Raw genomic sequence first — 25,289 nt, 5'->3', positions numbered from 1 at the left:
CGCGACAACCAATAATAGAACAAGCTTGCCCCGAACAACCCACCAACTCCTACTGCTCCTCTGCCTGTTAGTCGGCACCCGCGTACCCGCCCAAACCGTCAACAGCGAGGCCGACCGGCCACTGACCTACTACCTGCCCGACCTCAACTACGATCCCGCTATCCCGACGCCCGAGGAATTCCTTGGTTGGCAGATCGGCGACTGGCATATTTCCCACGACCTGCAACAGGCGTACATGCGCCTGCTGGCCGCCAGCAGTGACCGGATTACGCTCGTAGAGATTGGCAAATCGTACGAGCAACGCCCCCTGCTTAACCTGATCTTCACCAGCCCCGAAAACCGGAACAAGCTGGAAGACATGCGCGCGCTGCACCTCAACTGGAACAAACAGGACGGGGGCCTCTCCGAAAATGATATCGACCGCGTACCGGCCGTACTGTACCAGGGCTTCAGCATCCACGGCAACGAACCCAGCGGTGCCAACGCCGCCCCCCTGGTCGCTTACTACCTGGCCGCCGCCCCTATGAGCGAGGTGGGTAAGGTGCTCGAGAACAACATCGTGGTGTTCGACCCGTCGTACAACCCGGACGGCCTGAACCGCTTCGCCAGCTGGGTCAACAGCCACAAGAATAAAACGCTGACGGCCGACCCCGCCGACCGCGAATACAACGAAGCCTACCCCCGGGGCCGCAGCAACCATTACTGGTTCGACCTGAACCGCGACTGGCTGCCCGTGCAGCATCCCGAGAGCCGCGCCCGCATCGCCGCCTTCCACCGCTGGATGCCCAACGTGCTGACCGACCACCACGAAATGGGGAAGGATGCCACCTTCTTCTTCATGCCGGGCGCCCCCACCCGCGTGCACCCCTCCACCCCCCAGATCAACCAGGACCTGACCGCCAAGATCGGAACCTACCACGCGGCGGCCCTCGATAAGATCGGCTCCCTCTACTACAGCGGTGAGGGCTACGACGACTTCTACTACGGTAAGGGCTCTACCTATCCCGACGTACACGGCGCGGTGGGCATCCTCTTCGAGCAGGCGAGTTCCCGCGGTCACCTGCAGGACACGGAGAACGGGGAGCTGTCCTTTCCCTTCACCGTGCGTAACCAAGTAACTACGGCGCTTAGCACCCTGGAGGCCTTTGCCGCCCTGCGCAATGACCTCCTGACTTACCAGCGCAACTTCACCATCGGCGGCGTATCTCCCGACGGTTACCTCATCGAGGCCGATAACGACCCAGGCCGCGCCCGCGAACTGGCCAATATTCTCTCGCGGCACGGCCTTCCCGTTCAGCACGGAGGTAGTGGCGACACCGAAGCGTATTACGTGCCCAAAACGCCCTTCAGTGAGGCGGCCTTCGAACCTATCCTAGAATTCGAGGACAGCCTGTTCTACGACGTATCCACCTTCTCCCTGCCCATGGCCTTCAACCTGCCCTTCCGCAAGGTCAGCGGCGGCGCTCCCGGTGGTCGCAACTGGACGCGTTTTGATCGGGAGGCACCCCGCCCGGAGGTCGACCACGCATCCGCGGAGTACGCCTACCTGCTCCCGGCCAACGACTATTACGCGACCAAGGCGATCTACCAGTTACTGGACCGGGGCGTGCGGGTCAAGGTGAGCGACCAGCCCTTCTCTACCGGGTCTTCCGCTAATGCCTTCGGGCGCGGGACGGTTATGGTACCCGTCATCGGACAAAGCATGACGGCCGAGGAACTGCACCGGATCGTCACCGAAGTCGAACGGGAGACCGGACTGGACTTCATTCCGGCCGGCAGCGGCACGGTGGATGCCGGTGGACTCATGTTCGGGTCCCGCTCGGCCTACCAGACCCTCCGCAAGCCGGAGATCGCCCTGATCGTCGAGGGAGGCACCAGCAGCCTGGACGCCGGGGAAGTCTGGCATCTCCTCGATCAGCGCTTCGAAATTCCGATCACCAAACTGGCGATGGACGAAGTCGGTAGTACCGACCTGAGTCGCTACAACACGATCGTGATGGTCGACGGCAACTACAGCGGCTTGGGTGCCAAGGGTACCGAGGCACTACAGCGCTGGATGGGAAGCGACCGGGTGCTGATCACGATGGAGCGGGCCGGCACCTGGGCCGCCGAAAACGGACTGGCGAAGGTCAAGACCCGCAAGGTGGCGAACCCCGACTCCTCCATCACCCAGCGCCCCTACGCCAAAGCTTACCGGGATTACAGCGGCAAAGTACTCGGCGGGTCCATTTACGAAGCCCGGGCGGACCTTACCCACCCCCTGCTTTTCGGAATGCAACGGGAGGAGATTCCCCTGTTCCGCACCGGAACCCTGCTTTACGAGCCGGCGAAAAACGTTTACGCCACTCCGCTGCGGTACACGGACGAACCCTTGCTCAGCGGCTACAGCCCCCGGGAGTTTGCCCAGGCGGCGGCCGGTTCGGCGGGCGTGATCGTGAGTGGTAAGGGTGGCGGTCGTACCATCTCCTTCGCCAGCAATCCCAATTTCCGGGGCTTCTGGTACGGAGGAAACCGGCTGTTCATGAACGCGATCATGTTCGGCCACACCATTTCCGGGTCGGCGGTGGAGTAGGAGACACGGATCGCGATTCACCGACACCATTACCTCGGCTGGTCGTATATTTAGTAATGACCACCTTCGATCGTCCTCTAACGTGGGAGCAGCGTGCCGTACTCCAGCGCGTGCACGAGCACTACGACCGGGGAGCTCGCCGACGGCCTTTATCACCCGACGTACTGTGCAAGATTGCCGTTTTCCTGGCGGTGGTCGCGGGCTACGGTATCTGGACCAGCGGAACGATGACCTTCTGGTCCGTAGCGGGATCAGTAGCCGCAATGCTGGTGGGGGGCGTCGCCATGATGAATTTTGTAGACAATCAGGCAGACCGCGCGATGGCCGATTACTTTCGGAGGATTCTGGCTAGCGAGACGGTCCGGCTCCACCGGTATCCCTGCATCGACCACCAGTTCGTGTACGGTTACGAGAGCGAAAGAGTCCTCCAACTTTTTGCTGTTGGTGAGCGCCGAACGATGGTCTACCACTACGGAGAATCGGTAACGGGCCTGTCCTGCCCGGAGCACGTAGTAATTACCATCCAGGTAGAAAATCCGCTTACGGTTACCTCGCACACGTTCCTCCTGGAAGGATACCGCCCGCTGCCCAGCCCGCTGCGTACCGTCGCGTTTTTCGATGAGGACTGTCCGCTGGCCAATGTCGACAATGGAACTATTGTCGAGTTGTCCATCGAGGAGTTTCTACGGGAAGTTGCCTGACACCAGGTCGCGGCAAGAAGACATTAGGTAATTACTGCCCCAGGGTATACCCGCAGCGGGTTGCCGCGCTACCTTTGCGCGCTCCCCGGTGCGCCGCACCGGCGGTACCGCCCAAATATTTTACATGAAATTCTACGCCGCCCAGATCGACGCCATTGCCGAGGCACTGCTCAATATCTTCATGAACGGTGCCTACGCCGATCGGGAGATCGCCCGCGTGCTCAAGGCCGATAAACGCCGCGGCAGTAAGGACCGGGCCTTCATCGCCGAGCATACGTATGGAGTGGTTCGCTACTACCGTCTGTACAGTCATCTGGCCGGCGACGAGCCCCGGACCAAAGCCGATTGGTGGCGACTCATCGGGATACATCTGTTGCTGAATGGTAACGAGGAGCTGCCGCCCTGGCGGGAATTTGCCGGCCTGGACGCTGCGGCGGTCCGGGAGCAACTGGCGGCCGCCCGCGCGGATCGTGCTCTGCGTGAAAGCATCCCCGACTGGCTAGACGAGCTCGGCGAGGAACAACTGGGGGACCAGTGGTCAGCCACCATCGGCGCCCTGAACGAACAAGCTCCGGTAGTGCTGCGGGTCAACCGACTGAAGACGGATCCCGCCACCGTCCGGTCCGAGCTGGCCGGGGAGGGCATTGTAGTAGAGCCGATCGACGCCGATGCCCTGCTCGTCACGGAGCGCAAGAACCTGTTTGCCACCAAGGCCTTCAAAAACGGCCTGTTCGAGCTTCAGGATTACAGCAGTCAGCAGGCCGCGCCCGCCCTGGAGGTAGCGCCCGGGCAGACCGTGATCGATGCCTGTGCCGGAGCGGGCGGGAAAAGTCTGCACCTGGCGGCGCTCATGGAAAATAAGGGACGGCTCCTCAGCCTCGACATTCACGGCTGGAAACTGGACGAACTCAAGCGCCGCGCCCGCCGCAACGGCGTAGCCAACCTGGAAACCCGGCCCATCACCAGCTCCAAGGTGATCAAGCGACTGACGGAAAAGGCCGACCGGCTGTTGCTCGACGTACCCTGTTCGGGACTCGGTGTACTACGCCGCAACCCCGACGCCAAGTGGAAGCTCACGCCCGACACGATCGACCGCGTCGTGGCGGAGCAGCAACAGATCCTGGAGCGTTACGCCCGTATGGTAAAACCGGGGGGTAAGATGGTCTACGCTACCTGCAGCATCCTTCCGCAGGAAAACGAACGACAGTTGGAGACCTTTCTGGCGTCCGCGGCCGGACAACAGTGGACGCTCGAGCACCGGCAGTCCTTTCTACCGCAGCGGGACGGTTACGACGGGTTTTTCGTCAGTCGGCTTTCCCGCACGACGTAGCGGTCCATCTCGCCGATATTTTTGGCTTCGAAGATGCCTACGTGCCGGCAATCGAAGGCAGCTCCCAGCAGATCGCAGGTCGTAGCGCTTATCGTGACCTCCCCCGGCGTTCCGGCCTTTTCGAGGCGGGCGGCCTGGTTAACGGTATCGCCCCAGATGTCGAAGGCAAACTTGTTGCGGCCCACTACGCCGGCCACCACGGGGCCGCTATGGATGCCGATGCGGGCCCGGAATATGCTGTCCTTCTCCAGGTAGCGTTGTATTTCCAGGGCGGCCCGCACCGTGTTGCCGGCGTGATCGTCTTCCTCTACCGGTACGCCGCCGACGCACATGTAAGCATCCCCGATGGTCTTGATCTTCTCCAGCCCGTGCCGCTCGATGATTTCGTCGAAGGCCCGGAAGGTCTGATCCAACAGCCGCACCAGTTCCTCCGGTTCCCGGTTGCTCGCGATCTTGCTGAAACCTACGAAGTCGGAGAACATAACGGTGGCGCTCTCGTAGCGACGCGCGGTTGCCTTACCAGTGGCCTTAAGTTCCCGTGCGACGGTATATGGTAAAATGTTGAGCAACAAATCGTTAGAGCGTTGCTGTTCTTCCTGAATTCGGATGTTTTTCTCGCTGAGCAAGGACTGATATCGCCGCACCGACCGGTACCGGAGGTATAGTAGACCCAGGGCGACCAGTACTCCCCCCGCCAGGACGATGAGAAAATTCCGCCGCTGCACCTCTTCCCGGGTTAGGGACCGCTGCTCGTCGAGAAGCATTTGCTGCCGCATCAGAAGCATGCTGTCGTTGAGCGTCTGAAACTGAAAGGAATCGATCTCCATATCCTTCTTCTGGAGCAGCACCAGTTGTCGCAACTGGCTGTCGTTCAGTGCTTCGATCTCCCGATTTTGCAAAACGACAATGGCGCTGAGCGCCGATTGATCCAGTTCTTCCTCCGTGATCCGTTCGCTCAGCCGGTTGGCTAGTCGCATATCCCGAACTTCCGGAAGCTCCCGGATGGTGATCGTGTCTCCGCCCCGGATATCCTTGAGTCGCGCGGCAATGGAATCTACCGTTGCCACCATCCCGCCGTCGGTGAAGCCCCGGGAGGCCATGCGCAGGTACTGCACGCCCTCCACCCGCTGTTGACTGCTGGAGGCAGGATCTTCGAGGAGGGCACGCCCGTGGAGGTAGTGGCCGTAGGCTTCGATATTGGACAGTTGTTGCTGTCGGCCCTCTTCGGCCAGGGCGGTACTCTGCGCCCGGGCCAGCCGGAATTTACCCTGGCCGATCATCTGCTCGATGGCCGTTATTTGTCCGTCGTACCGGTTTTGGGCGGGCAACGCAGGAGCCAGGCAGAGCAGGATAAAGAGCAGGCAAAACCGGTTCATGGGGTGGGGCATCGGGGTGCAAGATAGTCCCTGGCGGTCGCCGGGACCGGAACGGTACTCGAAGGGCTACTTGGTGGGGTCGTGGCCCCAGTTCTTCAGGCTGTACGTCCAGTTCGTATCCTCGATGTCGCCCTGGGGGCGCTGGGCCAGATGGCGGTGCACGTACCCTACGACCTTGTTCATGTGCTGGTAGTCCGCGTCGGTCAGGTCAGCCTTCTTCTTGCGCTTGATCGCGACGATTTTCTTTCCGCTCTTATGTCCGGTGCTTTCGCCCTCCCGGTCATCCCCTACGGACTTGGATGCATCGGTAGCCAGCCAGTTCTCCAGTTCCTGGGGGGCCATATTGACCGCTTCCCGGAAAGCGTCGTAAATTTCTTGAGTCGATTTATCGGCCATTGTCCGCTGAATTTTCCTGTAGAAGCCCGCGGCGACGCGCCGTGTTCGGCCGGAGCAAGCGCTAATCCCCTTCCATGCGGATCACTGACCACAACATACGGATCGAACGAAGGGGCAACGAACTGCTCGTAACGTATTCGTGGCGGACACCGGCCACCTACGCACTTTTGGTGTTTTCCCTGATCTGGGACGGACTGCTTTACATCTTCCTCCTGTTTGACGCCGGGTGGCCGATCGTGTTTCATCTGCTCGTCGCCGCTTTATTGCTGTACTCCGTCGTTGCCCTCTTCGTCAATACGACGGTTGTCTCGGCGACGGCTCGGGAGTTGCGGGTCACCCACGGACCACTGCCGACCTGGATGCGCCACGTCACCATCCCGGCCCGGGATATCCGTCGGCTGTACGTGGATGCGGCGGTGGAGGGTCCCGCGGAGGGGGCAACCGCAGCGTACTGGCAACTCCGGGCTGAGCGAGTGGACGGTAGTCGTATCAACCTTCTATATCCCCACCTGAATCGCGACCTGCTAACGCGCCTGGAACGGGAAATCGCGGTATTTCTTCAACTATCCGGAGACGGAGGTCCGGAGCATCCCCTGAAGTTGCCCGGGGAGAACCCCGTCCGCCATCCCCTCCCCGCCAAAATGCGGCAGCGTGAGGAGACCGTACCCGCTTCGCCACCGAGGCCACTCCCACGGCATCGTCTCTCCCGCCAATCCGAACCGTTCGCATTGTGTCGCGTGGAGGAAGGACAAAGCCTACTTCTCGCGGCATGCGTGCACCGCGTCCTGCATACCACGTCGATCAACTGGGAAAATGCCCACCATCCCCGATCCCGCGTGATCGTCCTGAGTGACGGCTGGGGTAAGCGCTATTTCCATGCCGAAATGCTGCGGGGCAGGTGGGCCTACTACGAAGAGCGCCCCCTGAACCGGGAGGAGTTGACTCAGCTCGGATTTTCCGGGGCGGGGGAGCACCCCGGGGCGCTAGTCAATGGCGGCCACCGCTACTATCCGGACGAACAGCGGCGGGGCGATATCACGAACGGACCGCGGCGGGGCGAGACTTTAGTTCAGTACACCTATTTCACTACCCGATCCTACGTCCGGTTCCGGGCATACCGCATCGGTACCGATGCGTGGAAAGTCTGCGTCCAGGAGCCGGTCGATGCCGCCGTCTTCACTAGGTGCAACGAATAATAGCTTAGCCTACGTCCGGGGCTCGTCGGCGGCGTCTTCCATACGGTTGTCGAAGGTGTCCTTATCGCCGCTCTTGATGGCTTTTACTTCACTGTCGATCTCCTTCTCCAGAAAATAGTTAAGCACGGTACGGATGGTAGCGATGGCGGCCAGCTTACCGATCTGGTCCCAACCCGGCGCGATGGCCGTACTGATGATGTCGGCCGCGAGTTGAAACTCCAGGGCGACGATCAGGTAGCGGGCCAGCGCCAGGCGCAGCGCTACGAAGTCCTGCTCGCGTCGCGTAAATATGCGGCTGGCGTAGAGCCAGAGGGAAATGGCCACGCCCCAGGCGATTACCAGGACGCCACAGAGTTCAACGACCAGTTTTAACCACTCGGCGAAGTGGTAAATACTGGATTCGGCAATTTCGTAGATCGACTGTTCCTCCATGATCAGTGCAGATAACTGGCCCCGTTCAGGTCGAGGACGCTGCCGGTAGTGAACTTAGCTTCGGGACTGGCCAGGTACAGTACCGCGCGGGCAACCTCCTCTACGGTAGCCACGCGATTGAGCGGACTCTGGGCCCTGACGGCCACCCCGGCGTCCCCCTGGAGGTGGGGGCGCACCATGGCGGTTTCGATGAAGCCCGGAGCAACGGCGTGCACGGTGATGTTGTCCTTCCCGACTTCCTGCGCGAGCGATTGACTGAGACTGTGCAGACCGGCTTTGGCCGCTCCGTAGCCCACTTGCCCGGCCTCACCGCGGTAGGCGCCCCGGCTCCCGATGTTGACGATGGTGCCTCCGCCGCGGCCGCGCATGTGCTGAATGGCCTGGTACGCCGCCGCGGCCGGACCTACGAGATTCGTGTCCAGGGTTTCGCGGAAGGTACTTAACCAACTCTCAAAAGATAGGCTACCGTCTACGGGGTGGGAGCGGAAGATGCCGGCATTATTCACCAGGATATCCAGGTGGCCGAGTTTGGTGATCGCACTATCGATTAACCGCCGCGCCGCGGCCGGATCACTCAGGTCGGCCTGCAGCATACAGTGACCGGCGCCGGGTAGGGAGGTCAGCACGGCTTTCGCCTCCTCCACCCCCGATCGGTAGTGAACGCATACGCGGGCACCGGCCCGGGCGAAGAGTTGCGCCGTAGCCCTGCCCACGCCCCGGCTGCTGCCCGTAATGAGGGCCGTCCGGCCGCTGAAGTCGACTGTTATCATAATGTAAATGTATGCGCCGCGGTAATACTATCGCGAGCGTTGCGGCGTATTAGTTGGGTTAGCTAATGCTTCTATGAACACACGTACATTGTTTTACCTGCCGCTGTTGTTCATTACGATGACGCTCGGTGCCCAGCGGTCCACCGCCGCCCTGGCCGCGGAAGACCGGCGTGCGCTGGACGAGGCCCGGGTTTCCATGACCGCGCTGCTTTCGACGGTCTATACCGATAGTTCGGAGACGGCCCGCTTCACCGCCTGCCGCGACCTAATCCGGGAACTGGTGACGGCGCTCGATCGCTCGCACTCCTTTACCTACGACTTCTCCGCGCTGCCGGGTTTGAGCGTGCAGTATCCCCCCGACAGTACCTTCCGCGTCTTCACCTGGGAGCTCAATGTGGATCGGGATCAGTACCGCCACTACGGGGCCATTCAAAAAAATGCCGTGCAGTTGGAGCTGTTTCCGCTGCTCGATCGGGGCGACGAATGGCTAGAGAATCCCGAGAATGCCGTTGTCGGTGCCGATAACTGGCTGGGCTACGCCGTTTACCGACTCCTGGAGGGGGGGATTCACCAAGATCGACCTTACTACTTCGTGCTCGGCTACGATAGCTACGGTACTTACCGTCGTCGAAAGGTGCTGGACGTACTTCACTTCGACGCGACCGGAAAACCGAAGTTCGGTCTGCCGGTATTCGAAACCTACACCGATTCGGACCTCCTGCTGAGCGACCGGGCGCGGATCATCCTCGAGTACGGAGCCGAAGCGACCGTGGCCCTACGATACGATGAGGACCTGGGGGGCATCGTATACGAAAACCTCATTATGGTACCGGGGAACTACGGGGAGGGACCGGTTAATATGCCCGACGGAAGTTACCACTTGCTGAAAATGACTCCGGCGGGCTTGTGGCGGGAAGAAGAACAGGTCTTTACCCACAAATACGAAGAAGCCCCTCGCGAGGTGGCTAAACCTGACGAGGGGCTCGACTTGATCGGCCGCAGCCGGAGGGGCGGCGGCCGTCGGTAAGGGCGCGGGTTACTTAGCCGCGGCAGCTACGGGAAAACTGATCGTCAGATCCGACCACATAAGCTGAATTTCGTTGCCGCTAACGGCGAAATCCATCCGCTCCGCGGCAGCGCCGCTGGACTTGGCGGTGCCCTTGATGCGTGCTACGTCGTCGCCTTCGGCGTAGTCATACGCTCCCCACTGATCGGCGGTCTTGTTGAAAATGATCGTCCAGTCATCCTTGGAAGCGGGGAGGGTGAACAGGGAGTAGGTGCCGGCTTCTAGGGTGGTACCCTCCGTGCCGACCTTCACGGGCTGGCCGAAGGTGATCCGGGTAGCTTCGTTGGCACCCGTCCGCCATACTTTTCCGTAGGGGACCAGATCACCGTAGATGGTGCGGCCGTTGACGGCGGGGCTGCCGTAGTTGACGGTAATGCTGACGCCGTCTACGGTAGCCTTCATCTCCTTGCGGGGACTTTTGATGGTGGTGTCGAGGGTAGTGACCGTGTAGTCACGACCGGACATGTCGTTGGCGGACTGGTCCGCGGTCGTGGCATTTGCTCCGGTGGCGGGCGTTTGATTAGCCTCCGCCGTATTGCCGGTGGGTGGCGTATTACAGCTGGCCGCGAAGAGCAGGCCGCAAAAAACGAGGCAATAGCAGGTGATGCGTTGCATAATATGGTTGGTTTAACAAATTCTGAAGAAAGCAATTCAGCCTGTTGAACGTCGCAACGGCTAAAAGGTGGACTTACCGCGGCCCTTTTTTCTCCCACTGCCGGATTTGCTCGGCGAAATAGGGGGAGGGAGCATAGCCCGTCCAACCGCCGTCGACGAACAGTTCCTGTCCGGTGACGTGACCGGCGGCCGGACTCAGAAAGAACCCCACGGCCGCCGCAACGTCCTCGGGCAACCCGACGCGGCCGTCGGGGTTCAGTTGGGACCAGATGCCGGCGTAATCGGGTTCCTCCAGGGCGGTCCGCTCCGTAAGCGTAGCTCCCGGCGCCACGCAGTTCACCGTGATTCCCAAAGGACCCAGATCGAGGACCAACTGACGGGCCAGCATGGCGATCGCGGCCTTCGACATTCCGTAAGCGGTGAGGTTGTTGTACGCCCGACTGCCCACGTTGGAGCCAATCAGGATGATGCGGCCACCCGCAGCCTGCGCGCGCAGCTGCCGGGCGGCGGCCTGCGTAAGGAAAAAGGTGCCCTTCAGGTTAAGATCGACCACCTTCTGGAAGCTTTCCTCGGTGAAGTCGAAAAAGTCGCCGAACTCCGTCCGCCCCGCATTGGCCACCACGATCTCAAAGCGGCAGCCCTCCAGTCCCGCTGCGTGGGCCACCATGGCGTAAATGAAGTCCACGTCGCTCGCGTCACCGGTATAGGCGATGGCCCTTCCCGGCCCCCGGGCGTTCAATTCGGCTACCGCACGTTCGGTTGACGGCGCGTCGACGTCGTTGAGCACTACCGTAGCGCCCCCGGCAACTAGGTGCTGGGCAATACCAAACCCAATGCCCCTGGCGGCACCGGTGACAATGGCCGACTTACCGGCGTAAACATCCACATCCATGTATTCGTGTTTATCGTTCATCCCTGCGACGGGGTGGGGTGAGGGCGAAAAGGTGAGTAGGCCCGCTAATTCCCGTGTTAAAGGGTCGATCCGTCATTATAGTTTTACCTTTCCGCCGGAATTCGGCATACGTACCGCCACAAACGACTGCTTACCACCCATGCAAGTCTATCACGACCTCCTTCGTCACATTCTTGCCAACGGCACCCGGAAAGGGGACCGCACGGGCACGGGTACGCTGTCCGTATTCGGCCACCAGTCGCGCTACCCCCTCGCTGAGGGATTCCCTCTCCTGACCACGAAGCGCGTACACTGGAAGAGCGTCGTCCACGAGCTGCTCTGGTTTATCCGGGGCGATATCAATATTCGGTATCTGGTCCGTAACGGCGTGCGCATCTGGAACGAATGGCCCTTCCAGCACTACCTACAGGAAACGGGACAGGACGACGCGCTGCCCAAGCACAGCCCGGCCTGGAAGGATGCCATGCGTACGTTCACCGCCCGCATCGCTGAAGATGAAGCCTTCGCGGCTACCTGGGGCGAACTCGGACCGGTCTACGGCAGACAGTGGCGCGACTTCAACGGGGTCGACCAACTGCGCGACGTGATCGAGGGCATCCGGTCCAGCCCGGATAGTCGACGGCTCCTGGTAACGGCCTGGAACCCGAACGATATTCCGGCCATGGTAAAGGCCGGATTACCCCCCTGCCATACTCTCTTTCAGTTCTACGTGGCTGAAGGGCGACTGAGCTGCCAACTCTACCAGCGCTCCGCCGACGTGTTTCTCGGAGTACCCTTCAATATTGCTTCTTACGCCTTACTGACGCACCTCGTAGCCCGGGAGTGCGGGCTACAGGTTGGCGAATTCGTGCATACCCTCGGCGACGCCCACCTCTATAGCAACCACCTGGAACAGGCCCGTGAACAACTGACGCGCAGCCCCCGACCGCTGCCCCGCCTCCGGATCAACAAGGATGCTCCGGGCATCTTCACGATCGGATACGGGGACATCGAATTGGTGGACTATGATCCCTGGCCCGCCATCCGGGCGCCCATCGCCGTATAGTGATGGTAGACCCGAACAAGGAACTGGAGCGGGCCGCCGGCGAACACAAGGCCAACCGTAAATTCGTCAGCAAGCTGCGCAGTCGCCCCCCCGCGGACCTCGACCGGCAGTTCCACGAATTGCACGACGAGTCCTTCGCGGAGATCGACTGCCTGGACTGCGCCAATTGCTGTAAGACCACCAGTCCCATCTTTCGCGATATCGACATCGACCGCCTGGCGCGTCATTTGGGGATTCGTCCGGCGGACCTGGTGGAACGCTACCTGCACCTCGACGGCGAGGGGGACTACGTGCTGAATTCCGCTCCCTGTCCCTTTCTCGGTCCCGACAACTATTGCTCGGTGTACGCCGCCCGCCCCCGCGCCTGCCGGGAGTATCCTCATACCGACCGCAAGAACATGCTGCAGATTCTGCCGTTGACACTCCGCAACACCCTGGTATGCCCCGCCGTTGCCCGTATTTTAAGGAGGCTACGTAATTAAACGTCATGGATAAGCTAACGCGACTCGTACGCACCTTTAGTAAGCAGGCTGTACGCAGCGTTGCTTTTCTTCCCGTGCCCATGATCGTGGCGGCCGTAACCTTCGGGTTTCTGTTCTACTGGCTAGAGAACCGAACCGGCATTAGTCAGCGTACCACGGACATATTCCCCGCCCTGGCCATTACGAGCCAGGATACGGCCCGTACCATTCTGGGCATGTTCATCGGGGGGTTGATCACCCTGACGGTCTTCACCTTTTCCCAGATCATGATCCTGCTCAACCAGGTAGCTAGCAGCTACAGCCCCCGCCTGCTGCCCAAGCTGACCGGCGACCGCTCCCTGCAGTTCGTCATGGGTCTGAACCTGGCCACCATCGTGCTTACGATTACGGTCCTACTGTCCATCCGGAGCAACGATGACTACAAAATTCCGAACTTCTCTATTCTGGTCTGTACCATACTGGGGATCACCTGTCTGTGCCTGTTCGTCTATTTCGTAACGGCCATCACGAAGAAGATCCAGGTGGATAGCATCATTGATGCCTCGGCCCGTGTATCGCTGCGGGGCATCGAGTCGGAATTCGACCAGCAGCAGGAGGGGTTCTCGGAGGGTACGATACCCCGGGAAGTCAAGGACTGGTACGCGATCCCGTCACCCATCAGCGGTTACGTAGGCACCGTAGACCATAAATCGCTGTCCGAACTCGCGGGAAAGTACGATACCCGTATTTACATAGGGGTACGCAAGGGGGACTTCGTGCCCAAGGGACTGCCCATGCTGCAGTCCGAGCGAAAGCTCACCGAGGAGCAGATCGAACGGATCATGGCTACGGTCTCCCCGATCCACGATCGTTTTGACGATTGGTACCTGCCCAATTTGAAGCAGCTCACCGAGATCGCGCTGAAGGCCCTCTCACCCGGCATCAACGACCCGGGAACCGCCCTGACGGTGATCGACCGGCAAACCGAAATCCTCAGCCGGCTGATGGCCGCACCACTCCACAACTACTTTCGGGCCAAACAGGGCGGGGACGTCTGGTTCGCCCGTCACGACTACGACGAGGTACTTACCGCGCTGATGCAGGAGATGCGCTGTTACGGTAAGCAGGACCCCCTGATTGTACGGCGGTTATTCCAGATGCTGTTTCATCTCTTGTTGCTGGCCGGACAGTCGGTCACTTACGGCCGCATCGTCGGCGAGGAAATGCGTGCCCTGCTGGAAGACGCCAGGGCTAACATCCTGAACTCAAGCGACCGCCGCGTAATCGCCCGGGAGTTGATGGCCCAACGCCGCCGGCTGCGCGACGTCCGGGAGCTGGAACTGCTGCGGGATACCCACCGCGACCGGCCCGGTACCCGAGCGGTTACAACTTATAGTTAGGCTCCAGCCGGCCGCCCTTTTCGTCGTAGAACTCCTGAATGATGGCCAGGACCTCCTCGGGGGTGTCGACGACGGGCAGCAAATCAATATCGCCCTCACTGATGGTCTTTTCCCGGGTCGACATCGTATCGAAGATCCACTCGCGCAGACCCGACCAGTAGTCCTTACCTACCAGAATGACGGGTACCGGGGTGATTTTCTTGGTCTGGATCAGGGTGAGTACCTCGAACAGCTCGTCCATGGTACCGAAACCACCGGGACAACACACGAAGGCCTGGGCGTATTTGACGAACATGACCTTGCGTACGAAGAAGTACCGGAAGTCAATGTCCTTGTCGTGGTCTACGTAGGCATTGCTGCTCTGCTCGAAGGGAAGATCGATGTTGAGCCCAATACTGGCGCCCTTGCTGTCGTGGGCGCCCTTGTTCCCGGCTTCCATAATGCCCGGGCCGCCCCCGGTGATGATGCCGTAGCCCTGGCGCACGAGTAGGCGTCCGATCTCGGTGGCGGTCTTGTAGTACGGATGATCGGGCTTAGTACGGGCCGATCCGAAAATACTAACACAGGGGCCAATACGGTTCATCACTTCGAATCCTTCGACAAACTCACTGATGACCTTGAACATGGTCCAACTGTTCTCACCGAAGGGCTCGGTGTTCCAGCGACGGGGGGCCTGACGATCAAGCCCGGAAAAATCACTCATAAAGCCTCAAGTTAAATAGGGCGCACGCAATGGCGTCGCCGGAAGGGAATGCCGAAAGGCGTCCCAGGGTTTCATTCAGAATAAATTTTACCACCTAGGCAACGCTTAACCCCATCACATCGTTCTCCTCAGCGAATATTCGCTTTCTAATCCCGCCTCCCCCGGCCGGTTGCCAAATGAACATCATGACTAGCATTTCCGCCGAAGCCAGTGCCGCACGCGCAGCTTCCCTAATGTATAACCTCAGTTCCGAATTGCGCCAACCCGGCCACCGCTTGCACGGCTTCACCCGACTGCGGGAAGATCTCTTCCTCGACACCATGGACGTCGAACTGCTGATCGCTACCCTGGAAAGTAAACTGGAATACTACCTCACCGAGGAGGAAGCCAGTCAGGTCGAAACCATCGGCGACCTGCAACACTTCTTCCTGCGCTAGTCCGCGTCCGACCCCCCGCCCTGGTTCCGGTGACGCTCCATGCGGAAGTCGAACAGAAATCCCTGGTAGCGCGATCGCAGGAGCAACTCGTCTTCATCGAGCGATTCGATTTCGTAGGTCATGGGTGCCTCTACCTCCGTCGTCACGATTTCCGTGCCATCGCGGGAATAGGTGCCCGACTGCGCTTCGTTGGTCAGTAGATTGGTTTCGAACCGTCCGCCCTCCCCGAAGACGAAGTAGAGTCCCTCCAGCAGATTGGTCTTCACGTTGTCGCGCCGTGCCTCTACCAGATCCCACCGCCCCGTCAACTCGGCCGCTTCCACGACGGGAGCTTCCCCGTCCCGGCCGCAGGAGGTCGCGAGGATAAGCAGGAGCAGTAGGGAAGGGACGAAGCGCATGGTTGGTAAGATTGCAATTCCCGAAACGCGGCAATTTCGGGAAAGTTAACCCGCGGCGCTTATTTGCTTGCCCGGCGCAGGCGGTCATTGATGGCCCGCCCCAGCCCGTGTTCGGGGACCAGCTCCACGGTCGCGGAGCCGTACCCCCCGGTGGCCAGTTGCCGCAGTACGGTAAAGAGATTGCGGGCCGCTTCGTCCAGATCCCCCCGGGCCGAAAGGTCGTAGTCGTGCGGTCCTCTGGTTTCCGTACCGCCGCCAAAACGTACGACGGCGTGGTCGGGCGTTCCCCGCTCGCCGGCCCGATCCACCACCCGGAGGGCGATACCGGGTGAATAATGACTGACCAGCATACCCGGTGCCGCCGGCCGGCTGCTGCTGACGGTGCGGACCGCCACGGCCCTCCCCAGAACGCTCTCTATGTCCTCCACGGCAGTGCCTCCCTTGCGGAGTACCGTAGGCTCTCCCCGGGGAAAAGCCACGATGGTGCTCTCCAGTCCTACCCGACAGGGACCTCCGTCAAGAATGTAGTCGATGCGGTCCCCCAGCTGGTCGGCTACGTGGGCGGCGGTGACCGGGCTTACGTAGCCGAAGGGATTGGCGCTGGGGGCCGCCACGGGAAAGTCGACCCGGTCGAGCACCTCCCGAATGAGGGGATGCGCGGGCACCCGTAGCGCTACGGTGTCCAGTCCGGAAGTTACCAGATCGGGAATGGCGGCTGCCCGGGGAAGCACCAGCGTAAGTGGTCCGGGCCAGCATGCGCCCGCGAGTTGTTGCGCCTCGTCGGGGACGGAATCGGCGTAAGCCAGCACCCGGTCCGGGGTGGATTGGTGGAGGATGAGGGGATCGAAACTCGGGCGGTTCTTAGCGGAAAATATATTGCCCACCGCCGTTGCGTTGAGGGCGTTCCCCCCCAGGCCGTACACCGTTTCCGTAGGTAGGGCTACGAGTTGGCCCGCGGAGAGTCGCCGGGCCGCTTCTTCGGGATCCGTTCCGATGATTGCGCGCATGCACAAAAGTATCAGTTACGCGCAAAGCGATGCATTGGTGAGCCGAAGCGCGCGCGGATTAGCGGGTTTCAAGCCAAACACGGACGGTAAATTCGTGATATTGCACCCCTCACCGATCCTTTCGCGTCCATGCCCTTTACCGAAGTCATCAATCACCGTCCCAGCCGGCTCTTCGTGTATCTGGCGGGCTTCTTCGTTGCCAACGCCCTGGTCGCCGAACTGATCGGGGTCAAGATTTTTGCCCTGGAAAACACGCTCGGACTCGCTCCCTGGAACTTCAATCTGTTCGGAGAAGTCGGCGCCCTGCAGTTCAGCGCCGGGGTATTGCTCTGGCCGGTGGTCTTCGTCATGACGGACCTGCTCAATGAGTACTACGGCCAGCGTGGCGTACGCCTGCTCAGCTATCTCACGGTAGGTCTCATCGGCTACGCCTTCGTGATGATCTTCGCGGCGATACAGTTAAGCCCGGCGGACTGGTGGGTGGCGGGCGCGCAGGTGCAGGGCGTACCCGACAACCAAGCCGCGTTTCGGGTCACCTTCGGACAGGGCCTGTTTATCATCATCGGCTCCCTGCTGGCCTTCCTCATTGCGCAACTCACCGATGTTTTCGTGTTTCACCGGATCCGGCGCCGGACCGGGGAGGAGAAGCTCTGGCTCCGCGCTACCGGCTCCACGCTCGTCAGTCAGTTGGTCGACAGCTTCGTGGTGCTCTACGTAGCGTTCAAACTGGGGCCGGAACTCTTCGGGGGAGTCACCGCCCCCTGGCCGTGGTCGCGCATCCTGGCGGTGGCTACCGTACAGTACGTATTCAAGTTTACCATGGCTATTGTCCTTACGCCGGTCATCTACTGGCTGCACGCGCTGATCGACCGCTATCTCGGCGAAGAAGTTTCCGCGGCCATGCGGGCCCGGGCCACGATCACCTGATCAACCGGGCGTCTTCGTCGTAGAGCCCGACCAGCACCGAGCCCCCGCGCCCGTCGAGCCGCAGGCCGCCGTACCGGGCGCCCGCGAACCGTTCGGCCCGCCCCTCCTGAAAGAAGAATTGCTCGGCACCGATGGATAGCCTTCCGGTTTGGCCGGCTCCCGCGCTCCGCCGCACGAATCGAATAAGGTGCTCACCCGTCCGGAGCGGTTCCCGCCCGGCCTGTACCCGTACGAACCGCCCGACCCCCCGCTCATCGCGCGCCAGCACCAGGAATCCCCGCCGGGGGGGCGCCTCCGCTTCGGTGCTAATTGCATACCGGAGTTCCATATAGTCGCCCTGCATGAGCGAACGGGGGTCGACCGGTGCCAACCGCAACAGGATGAGTTCCCCCTCCCGTATGGTGCGCTCCTTGGTGTACACTTCGTAGGCCGCGTAGCCGAACACGAGCACTAGCGATACGGCAAGTACGAGTTGCTTAAGTCGTTGCACGGAGGGGAAATTTTCGTTGCACGAGCAGGAAAGCCAGGAGCAGCAGCGTACCGGAAGCCATGAGCAGCAGCGATTTGTCCAGCAGCGTCCACCGCAGGTCGTAGTAATACTGTGCCGTGAAGTACAACATCCCGAACACCCCGAGCCCGGTCGCGGCAAAGTGACGTTCCCGAAAGCCCGTCAGCAGCAAAAGCAGGCTACCCAGCAGGAGGGGCAACAGCGTCAACGGGAGCAGGATCACGGACGACACGACGGCCCACGGTCGGGGCAAACTACGCCACAGCAGGAATGCCGCCAGCGCGAAGAGCGTAACGGAGGCCGGCAGCTCGTCGTAGTAGGTAGGGGGAAGGTCCGCCAACCAGTAGCCCCAGCGGTAGAAGAGCAGCGACATCAACAGTCCGCACGCCCAACCCGTACGGGCGGCCGGATAGCGGGGATCGCCCGGCAAACGTCCGCGAAATATCGCAAACCCTACCAGCGCCACCGCGCTACCCGCCACGGCCAGGTTGACGAACACGAAGGCGGGATCGATCAGGTAGAGGTAAAGCAAGCAGGCCGGAAGGGAAACGACGGCGAGGAAAACGAGAAAGTAGTTGCGCGTGAACGCCAGCGTACCGACGGCGATGAGGAAGACCGGAATGACCAACTGACGATCGCTGATCTGTGGGGGTAAGCCTACGATGGTCAGTCCCACCCCCACGAGATAGCCACACACCGTAAGGGTCGCCAGAAAGGCCTGCCGGGGGTGGCGACCCAGCACGATGGTGGTGACAACCAGCAACAGACCGAGGACCGTCGCCACGACGGGATGGGTGATCAGATCGGTGATCCACAAAAACAGGAGGAACAGCAAGCTGGCGAAGAAGCCCCCGAAGGCGGACAGTACCTTGACGGCTATGCCGGATTCCTCCTCCTCGTCCGCACGATCCGCCAGCGCACCGGCGTTCGTCGCGGTCGGTCGTTGCCACGATGTCCGGAGTCGTTGTAAGCGGTCGGTCAGCAGGGTCACGCCCCCGAGCACGAGTAAGCCGGCCGCGAGGTACGATAGTTCGTTGTCCAACCGGCGCAGCAGTAAAAAGGTGAGGGTAAGCAATACGGAGCCCCCCACGACCGCCAGGTAAAAGGCCGAGCGTTGGCGCAGGGCGAGCACCACCCAGCCCGCGTAGACGGTCAGGCCCAGCCCGATCGTCAACAGCAGTTCCGTTGGCGCCTCATCGAAACTGCCCGAACTGATGGTCACGGTCACGTTGGTGGCCGCCCACAGGGCCAGCAATTTAGCCACAACATCGAAGGATCGCCGGCGCGCGTTCCAGAGGCCGTAGACAACCGCCCAGAGCCCGACGTTCAAACCGAAGAGCAGGAGTCCCGTCGCGATCAGGTCCAGCTGTACACTCACCTGCTGCGCGTAAGTGACAAGCGTGACGTTCAGCAATACGGCGTACACGAGCCAGAGGGGAACGAAGTACACCAATGCAACCCAGGGTAAGGCAAATATCGACCACGCCAGGAAAAGATCGTAGCTGTTCGCTCCGGTCTGGTACACTTGTCCGAGCACGGCCAGCAAGGCTCCGATCAGTACCACGGTAGCGGTGTACAGTACCTCCCGCACGCGGTAACCGACGGGCAGCCACAGGGCCGACGCTCCGGTTCCCGCCAGTAGGCCGGCGGCGGTGCCGAGCTTTACGAAACGGTGCAGCGAATCCCAGTTGTAGGCAAAGAAGAAGATGGCCCCGCTGAGAAGAAAAGCCACGCCCGCACCGAGCAGCACGGTACGCCCGAACCAGAGCCAGTCCGCGGGACCGGCCGTCGGGGTAGTTGCGTGGGGGGCGGGTGAACTCATGCGGTTAAGGTACGCTAACGTGCCGGGTGGTTCATCCGGTGACCGACGCCAGGAATGCCCGCAATCGCCACCAGTAGCCGTCGGCTCCCACCTCGGTGATGTTGTCGTGACCCGCCCGCGGGATGATGTACAGTTCCTTGTGCACGCTTCCGAGGGCCGCGTAGAGCTGACGACCGTTGTCCACGTCGATCTGGCGGTCGTCTTCGCCGTGAATAATGAGGGTCGGTTGGGATACGGACCGGGCCGCGCGTACCGGTTCCACCTCTCGGTGCCGGAAGCGGGCGATCTTCTCGGCCCGGTCGAGGATCCGGTCGGTGAGCCAGCGGGGTAGGGGAAGGCCGGACTGGCGGCGGGCGTAGCGGTAGGTGATGTCGCCCAGGTGGGTAAAGGCGCTCTCAACAATACCGAACTCTATGGCGACGCTGCGTGCCATGGTCTGCAGGGCTACGGCACCGCCCATGCTGTGCCCGAAAACGCCGGTGGGTAAATCCCCGCCGAGATGGCGCAGGTGCTTTGCGGCCGTGACCGCGTCCTGCCACTCGTGGTACCCGAAGGTCGTGAACTCGCCCTGGCTCCGGCCGTGGCCCCGGGCATCGTACAGTAGTAGGTTATATCCGAAAGGCACCAATTGGGGAAGATACTCGAGGTAAAGCTCCTTGGCGCTGTCCTTGCCGTGGAGCAGTACGAGGTTGCCCCGGGCCGGGATCGTGGCCGGGACGTAGAAAGCCGCCAGGGCTACCCCCTCCGGCGTAGTGAGCTCCAAGGATTCGAAGGCGAAACCCAGATCGCGGGGGTCGAGGTTGACCGTGCGTCGTCGGGGACGAATGATCCGCTCCGGCAGCCAGGTCGTGAAGGCGACCACCAGAACAACCGGAATCATCAGGGTAAACCAGTACATCGCCGGTAAGATAGGGTAAGACTTGCGTCCGTCCGGTGCGCGACCTGCTTCGTCCATATGATTTGACCGTTTGGGCGGTAGGCAGCTATACTGTAGCATAAACCACTCCGCCTTGTTCCGCTCCCTCATCTCCCTCCTATTCTGTCTGCTGTGCCTGACCGTCGTAGGCCAGGAACGGTTTTCATCCTGGCACGCCGAAATCGTGCCCCGGGCCGACCGTTCGGTCGATATTACCGAGACGATCACGGTCGAGGCGCAGGGGATCGCGGTGAAGCGGGGGATCACCCGTAGTCTGCCCCAGCGTACGGAACAGCCCATAAGCCTGATGTCCGTGGAACGGGACGGGCAGGTGGAGCCCCACCACACCCAAACCCGCGACGGCTTGCTTACCATTTTCGCCGGACAGCAGGACGTGCTGCTCGATCCGGGCCGCTATACTTACCGACTGACCTACCGCATTGAGAACGCCATCGGGCAGCTGGACAGCCTGGATGAGCTCGACGTCGACCTGATCGGCCCGGACGTGAGCCTCCGCATCGACGAGCTAACGGCCACAGTAGCCGTACCCCCGGGAGCGGAGGCGATGCAGTGGGCGTGCTATACCGGAGTGGAAGGGTCCACCGACCGCGACTGCCTCGACCGACGGGCAACGGGTGAGCTGAAATTTAGTGGTCGCGGAACCTTCGGGCGGGGACGGTCGATGAGCATCGCGGTAGGGTTCCAACCCGGCTTTTTTACGGCGATGGCCCCCGCCCAGGCGGTTCAATCCGTTCCGCCGCCTCCCCGGAGCAGGTGGGAGCGGGAGGGGTCTTTATTCCTGTTGCTGCTCGGCGCAATCGGCTTCGGGTATTATTTCTATACCACCTGGCGACGTCACGGCGTGGACCCGCCGGCTCCGCACGTAGGACCCACTTTCGAACCGCCCGGGGGGCACTCGCCGGCGGCCATCGGGGTTCTGGCTTCCACCTTTGGCGCTCCCGATACCGCCTGCTTTACGGCGTCCCTGCTGCGGCTGGCGACCCGGGGCTATTTGTCCATCGAGCCCGTTGAGGAAGGCTTCATCTTCACCGAATCGTACTACCGGCTGCGGCGCAACGCGGATGGGCCGTCGCCGGAGATGCTACCGTCGGAACAGCGCGTGTTAATGGACAAGCTGTTCTCCCGTTCCGGTGAGGTGATCCTAAAGGAATCTTACGACAGCCGTCTCCGCAAAGTGGTGAGCGCCCATCACCGGGCTCTGCAGGAGCGTTTGCGGGGTACGCGAAGCGGGGAAAGTAACTGGAAACTCATCCTGCCGCTGGCGGGCATTTACGGCCTGACACTCGTGGCCGCCGGTTTCCTTACGGGCACCGATTCAACCGGTTGGGCGGTACCGGCTCTCATTGTCTTCGCCATTGCCGGACTGCTCGCGCTGCCGGCCTACGGCTATCTGATCCGCAAACCGAGTCCGCAAGACGTGGCGCTGAATGCGCGGATCGCGGCCTTTCGGGACTATCTCTCCATGGGTGAAAACCAACGAAAGCGACTCCCGAATGCTCCCGCGATGAGCCCGGAGCACTACGAGGACTTACTGCCCTACGCTATTGCCCTCGGCATTCATACGAAGTGGACGGCCTACTTCGGTGACCTGCTGGACACCAGTCATTATCGCCCGGCGTACTACGCGGGCGGCCAACCCTTCATCGCGGCGGAATTCGGCCGAAGCTTCACCCAGGTCGTCCACACGTCTTCCACCCCGGTGCAGTCCGCCTCCAGTGGGGGCGGCGGTTCGGTGGGCGGCGGTTCGGGCGGCGGGGGCGCGGGAGGATGGTAAATTGGCAGATCCAAGCGTATACGGTGGTGGCCCGGGAAGCTCGCGATGTACCCCGGAAGTGATCACCCGGGGGCTCACTTACGCAAGCACGCGCGAAGATTTACCTTTGGGGGAAATTGCCCGCCACATGAAACCAGCCGATTACATTGCCCTTGAAGATCGCTACGGCGCCCATAACTACCACCCACTGCCCGTCGTGCTCAGCGAGGGCCGGGGCGTATACGTGTATGACGTAGCGGGGAAGCAGTATTTCGATTTCCTCAGTGCCTATTCCGCCGTCAATCAGGGTCATTGTCACCCGCGCATTCTCGGCGCGATGCAACGGCAGGCGTCCACCCTCACCCTCACCAGTCGGGCCTTTCACAACGATCAACTCGGACCCTACGAGAAGTACCTGACCGAGTACTTTCAATTCGACAAGGTACTGCCCATGAACACCGGCGCGGAGGCCGTCGAAACGGCCATCAAACTCTGCCGGAAGTGGGGCTACGAAGTGAAGGGCATTCCTACCGACCGGGCACGCATCATCGTGTGCGGACAAAACTTTCACGGCCGCACCACGACCATCATCAGTTTCAGCTCGGACCCCAACGCCAAGGGAAACTTCGGTCCCTACACCCCGGGCTTCGAGAGCGTGCCCTACGGGGATATATCCGCCTTACGCACCGCGCTCGGCAATGATCCCGCGACCATCGCCGCCGTTCTGGTCGAACCGATTCAGGGGGAAGCCGGGGTGTTCGTCCCGGAAGACGATTACATCCCCGCCGTGGCCGCCGCCTGCCGGGAGCATAATGTCCTCTTCGTGGCCGACGAAATACAGACTGGCATCGGACGCACCGGGGCCCTACTGCGGGTTTGCGGGGACTGCACCTGTCCCGGGCACTGCGAGCGACGGGAAACGTACACCCGCCCCGACGTGCTGATCCTGGGCAAAGCGCTCAGCGGAGGCACTTATCCCGTATCCGCGGTACTGGCCGACGATGCGGTAATGCACGTCATCCGGCCGGGCCAGCACGGAAGTACCTTCGGGGGCAACCCGGTCGCCTGCGCGGTTGCCCGGGAGGCGCTGCAGGTGGTCGTGGACGAGCGGCTGACCCAGAACGCCCGGGAGCTCGGCAATTTGTTCCGCAGCGAAATGCAACAACTGGTCGATGCCCATCCGGAGACGCTCCGCCTCGTGAGGGGAAAGGGTCTGCTAAATGCGCTGGTCATCAACGATTCGGAAACGGGAGACACCGCCTGGCAACTTTGCTTAAAGCTTGCCGACCGCGGGCTGCTGGCCAAACCCACCCACGGTAACATCATCCGCTTCGCGCCACCGCTGGTCATTTCCGAGGCCGAACTGCGGGAAGCCTGCGGAATCATCGGCAAAGCCGTCAGGGAATTGAGTGAGGCGCGGACTACCGTTTAAAAGTTTCCAGCAGGTCGGTTCCAATCCGTTCGCTACCGGTGCGGCGAGCTGACGCGGGGAATTCGGGAGCGGGCAGCCCACTACCAAAGCGGACGGGACCGGTGAAGCGCCGGGCCTCGTCCCAGTAACCGTACTCTAGAAAGGCGGTGAGCGTGGAGGCACCCCCCTCCACGGTGACGTGACCGAATTTAAGGTCGTGGAGCTTGCGCAGGATTTTCTTGACGGCTTTTTTGTTCAGGTCCTTCTCCTTCATTTCGACGGTGTCGGCCCGCAATTTGGCGGGTTTACGGCCCGTGAACACGAGGGGGCGTTCCCCGCCGGCGGTGAACAGTTTTTCCTTGCCGGTGAGCCGGTCGCGCAGATCGATGACGACCGGTCGGGGATCGGGACCCGGGAAAAATCTCGCGTTCAGTTTAGGGTCGTCTTCAATTACCGTCCGGGCACCGACAATGACGGCGTTGGTGTCGGTCCGCCACCGGTGTACCAGCCGGCGGCTGATGTCGTTGGTGATCCAGTATTTGCGGCTGCGGTCGCGGGGGCGCAGGTAACCGTCCGCCGAGCGGGCGAACTTCAACAGCACGAAGGGCCGCTGTTCGGTGGTGTAGATCAGCCGGTTGATGTTGGTGGCCTCGGTGGGGGAGAAGTCCGGGTACTCCTTCACCCGCACCTTGGCCTCCCGCAGGATGGCCGCGCTCCTGCCGGATACTTCGTCCGTCGTATCGCGCTGGGAGAATACCACCTTGCGGATGTGTTCCTTCAGGATCAGGCCCGTGCAGGCGGGGGTGCGCCCCTTGATGCAGCAGGGTTCCAGGCTGACGAAGAGGGTGCTGTCGGGAATAAGTTCCCGGTCGGCATCGCTGACGGCCGCCAGGCAATTCACCTCCGCGTGGGCTTCCCCGGCACGGTGGTGGTACCCTTCCCCGATGATGCGACCCTGGTGGACCAGCACCGCCCCGACCCGCGGGTTGTCGCAGACGGAGGAATCCGCCAACCGGGCCAATTGTGCCGTACGGGCCAACATGTCAATATTCTTCACTTAATGGCTGATTCAGAAAAGGTGAGGCACATTTGTGCAATATTGTCTCAAGTGAG

The 25,289-nt window shown here is 61.4% G+C and carries 25 protein-coding genes; 12 read left to right on the top strand and 13 right to left on the bottom strand.

Annotated features, from left to right (window positions below; all coding sequences use genetic code 11):
* The first annotated feature begins 25 nt into the window (after positions 1-25).
* From NMA52_RS07235 to NMA52_RS07225, 3 genes are all read left to right on the top strand, one after another.
* Positions 26-2,572: a M14 metallopeptidase family protein gene (locus tag NMA52_RS07235; protein ID WP_254826989.1), complete on the top strand. Its 2,547-nt coding sequence runs from the start codon at positions 26-28 to the stop codon at positions 2,570-2,572.
* A gap of 56 nt (positions 2,573-2,628) precedes the next feature.
* Entirely contained in the window at positions 2,629-3,273 is a 645-nt protein-coding gene (locus NMA52_RS07230; RefSeq protein WP_254826988.1) for a hypothetical protein, read from the top strand.
* A 124-nt stretch (positions 3,274-3,397) separates the two neighbouring features.
* The gene (locus NMA52_RS07225) at positions 3,398-4,603 is read left to right on the top strand and encodes an RsmB/NOP family class I SAM-dependent RNA methyltransferase (RefSeq protein WP_254826987.1); all 1,206 of its coding nucleotides are present in this window, start codon (positions 3,398-3,400) and stop codon (positions 4,601-4,603) included.
* Here the strand turns inward: NMA52_RS07225 and NMA52_RS07220 are convergent.
* Together NMA52_RS07220 and NMA52_RS07215 are read right to left on the bottom strand one after the other, a co-directional pair.
* Entirely contained in the window at positions 4,561-5,991 is a 1,431-nt protein-coding gene (locus NMA52_RS07220) for an adenylate/guanylate cyclase domain-containing protein (RefSeq protein ID WP_254826986.1), read from the bottom strand. The genes NMA52_RS07225 and NMA52_RS07220 overlap by 43 nt on opposite strands.
* Positions 5,992-6,045: 54 nt before the next feature.
* The gene (locus tag NMA52_RS07215) at positions 6,046-6,375 is read right to left on the bottom strand and encodes a DUF3140 domain-containing protein (RefSeq protein ID WP_254826985.1); all 330 of its coding nucleotides are present in this window, start codon (positions 6,373-6,375) and stop codon (positions 6,046-6,048) included.
* A gap of 74 nt (positions 6,376-6,449) precedes the next feature.
* Between NMA52_RS07215 and NMA52_RS07210 the strand changes: the two genes are divergently transcribed.
* Positions 6,450-7,571 carry a hypothetical protein gene (locus NMA52_RS07210; RefSeq protein WP_254826984.1) on the top strand — a complete coding sequence of 374 codons (1,122 nt, stop codon included), beginning with the start codon at positions 6,450-6,452 and terminating at the stop codon, positions 7,569-7,571.
* 9 nt (positions 7,572-7,580) lie between these two features.
* Here the strand turns inward: NMA52_RS07210 and NMA52_RS07205 are convergent, their stop codons facing one another.
* Together NMA52_RS07205 and NMA52_RS07200 are read right to left on the bottom strand one after the other, a co-directional pair.
* A complete protein-coding gene (locus tag NMA52_RS07205; protein ID WP_254826983.1) occupies positions 7,581-8,003 on the bottom strand; it encodes a DUF1622 domain-containing protein in 423 nt (140 codons plus the stop codon).
* A gap of 2 nt (positions 8,004-8,005) precedes the next feature.
* Positions 8,006-8,773, bottom strand: coding sequence for an SDR family NAD(P)-dependent oxidoreductase (locus NMA52_RS07200; RefSeq protein ID WP_254826982.1), 768 nt, complete (start codon positions 8,771-8,773; stop codon positions 8,006-8,008).
* 73 nt (positions 8,774-8,846) lie between these two features.
* Between NMA52_RS07200 and NMA52_RS07195 the strand changes: the two genes are divergently transcribed.
* Positions 8,847-9,800 carry a hypothetical protein gene (locus NMA52_RS07195; RefSeq protein WP_254826981.1) on the top strand — a complete coding sequence of 318 codons (954 nt, stop codon included), beginning with the start codon at positions 8,847-8,849 and terminating at the stop codon, positions 9,798-9,800.
* Between the two features lie 9 nt (positions 9,801-9,809).
* Here NMA52_RS07195 and NMA52_RS07190 read toward each other — a convergent pair whose 3' ends face one another.
* Both NMA52_RS07190 and NMA52_RS07185 read right to left on the bottom strand, forming a co-directional pair.
* A complete protein-coding gene (locus NMA52_RS07190; protein ID WP_254826980.1) occupies positions 9,810-10,454 on the bottom strand; it encodes a DUF2911 domain-containing protein in 645 nt (214 codons plus the stop codon).
* Positions 10,455-10,527: 73 nt separating this feature from the next.
* A complete protein-coding gene (locus NMA52_RS07185) occupies positions 10,528-11,367 on the bottom strand; it encodes an SDR family NAD(P)-dependent oxidoreductase (protein WP_254826979.1) in 840 nt (279 codons plus the stop codon).
* A 139-nt stretch (positions 11,368-11,506) separates the two neighbouring features.
* Here NMA52_RS07185 and thyA point away from each other — a divergent pair, with 139 nt between their 5' ends.
* Genes thyA through NMA52_RS07170 form a run of 3 tightly spaced genes read left to right on the top strand, consistent with a single transcriptional unit; the run spans position 11,507 to position 14,273 of the window.
* Positions 11,507-12,412 (top strand): thymidylate synthase, encoded by a 906-nt coding sequence (thyA, locus tag NMA52_RS07180; protein WP_254826978.1) that lies wholly within the window; start codon positions 11,507-11,509, stop codon positions 12,410-12,412.
* Positions 12,413-12,414: 2 nt separating this feature from the next.
* Complete coding sequence (locus NMA52_RS07175; RefSeq protein ID WP_254826977.1) at positions 12,415-12,894, top strand: YkgJ family cysteine cluster protein; 480 nt, start codon at positions 12,415-12,417, stop codon at positions 12,892-12,894.
* Between the two features lie 5 nt (positions 12,895-12,899).
* A complete protein-coding gene (locus NMA52_RS07170) occupies positions 12,900-14,273 on the top strand; it encodes a DUF2254 domain-containing protein (RefSeq protein ID WP_254826976.1) in 1,374 nt (457 codons plus the stop codon).
* Here the strand turns inward: NMA52_RS07170 and NMA52_RS07165 are convergent.
* On the bottom strand, positions 14,257-14,976 hold the full coding sequence (locus NMA52_RS07165; RefSeq protein WP_254826975.1) for a TIGR00730 family Rossman fold protein: 720 nt from the start codon (positions 14,974-14,976) through the stop codon (positions 14,257-14,259). The genes NMA52_RS07170 and NMA52_RS07165 overlap by 17 nt on opposite strands.
* A 185-nt stretch (positions 14,977-15,161) precedes the next feature.
* On the opposite strand from NMA52_RS07165, the gene NMA52_RS07160 reads away from it, so the two are divergent.
* A complete protein-coding gene (locus NMA52_RS07160; RefSeq protein WP_254826974.1) occupies positions 15,162-15,413 on the top strand; it encodes a hypothetical protein in 252 nt (83 codons plus the stop codon).
* On the opposite strand, the gene NMA52_RS07155 is transcribed toward NMA52_RS07160, so the two are convergent.
* On the bottom strand, positions 15,410-15,811 hold the full coding sequence (locus NMA52_RS07155; protein ID WP_254826973.1) for a hypothetical protein: 402 nt from the start codon (positions 15,809-15,811) through the stop codon (positions 15,410-15,412). The two genes, NMA52_RS07160 and NMA52_RS07155, sit on opposite strands and share 4 nt — an antisense overlap.
* Positions 15,812-15,870: 59 nt before the next feature.
* Positions 15,871-16,818, bottom strand: a complete 948-nt coding sequence (locus tag NMA52_RS07150; RefSeq protein ID WP_254826972.1) for an L-threonylcarbamoyladenylate synthase — start codon at positions 16,816-16,818, stop codon at positions 15,871-15,873.
* Positions 16,819-16,947: 129 nt separating this feature from the next.
* Between NMA52_RS07150 and NMA52_RS07145 the strand changes: the two genes are divergently transcribed.
* Positions 16,948-17,745: a queuosine precursor transporter gene (locus NMA52_RS07145; RefSeq protein WP_254826971.1), complete on the top strand. Its 798-nt coding sequence runs from the start codon at positions 16,948-16,950 to the stop codon at positions 17,743-17,745.
* Here NMA52_RS07145 and NMA52_RS07140 read toward each other — a convergent pair.
* From NMA52_RS07140 to NMA52_RS07130, 3 genes are read right to left on the bottom strand one after another with little or no spacing between them, the layout of a single operon-like run.
* Positions 17,738-18,235, bottom strand: coding sequence for a GDYXXLXY domain-containing protein (locus NMA52_RS07140; protein WP_254826970.1), 498 nt, complete (start codon positions 18,233-18,235; stop codon positions 17,738-17,740). The genes NMA52_RS07145 and NMA52_RS07140 overlap by 8 nt on opposite strands.
* On the bottom strand, positions 18,222-20,075 hold the full coding sequence (locus NMA52_RS07135; protein ID WP_254826969.1) for a DUF2157 domain-containing protein: 1,854 nt from the start codon (positions 20,073-20,075) through the stop codon (positions 18,222-18,224). The genes NMA52_RS07140 and NMA52_RS07135 overlap by 14 nt, the downstream gene beginning before the upstream one ends.
* 31 nt (positions 20,076-20,106) lie before the next feature.
* Positions 20,107-20,973 (bottom strand): alpha/beta hydrolase, encoded by an 867-nt coding sequence (locus NMA52_RS07130; RefSeq protein WP_254826968.1) that lies wholly within the window; start codon positions 20,971-20,973, stop codon positions 20,107-20,109.
* A 112-nt stretch (positions 20,974-21,085) separates the two neighbouring features.
* Here NMA52_RS07130 and NMA52_RS07125 point away from each other — a divergent pair, with 112 nt between their 5' ends.
* Positions 21,086-22,786, top strand: a complete 1,701-nt coding sequence (locus tag NMA52_RS07125) for a DUF2207 domain-containing protein (RefSeq protein WP_254826967.1) — start codon at positions 21,086-21,088, stop codon at positions 22,784-22,786.
* A 127-nt stretch (positions 22,787-22,913) separates the two neighbouring features.
* Positions 22,914-24,197 carry an ornithine--oxo-acid transaminase gene (rocD, locus tag NMA52_RS07120; protein ID WP_254826966.1) on the top strand — a complete coding sequence of 428 codons (1,284 nt, stop codon included), beginning with the start codon at positions 22,914-22,916 and terminating at the stop codon, positions 24,195-24,197.
* Here rocD and ribD read toward each other — a convergent pair.
* Positions 24,187-25,233: a bifunctional diaminohydroxyphosphoribosylaminopyrimidine deaminase/5-amino-6-(5-phosphoribosylamino)uracil reductase RibD gene (gene ribD, locus NMA52_RS07115; RefSeq protein ID WP_254826965.1), complete on the bottom strand. Its 1,047-nt coding sequence runs from the start codon at positions 25,231-25,233 to the stop codon at positions 24,187-24,189. The two genes, rocD and ribD, sit on opposite strands and share 11 nt — an antisense overlap.
* Between the last annotated feature and the right edge of the window lie 56 nt (positions 25,234-25,289).

The organism is Lewinella sp. JB7, assembly GCF_024297185.1.
Lineage (GTDB): Bacteria > Bacteroidota > Bacteroidia > Chitinophagales > Saprospiraceae > Neolewinella.
Note: the sequence above shows the minus strand (reverse complement) of the source record. Positions and strands in the feature narration are given on the sequence as shown.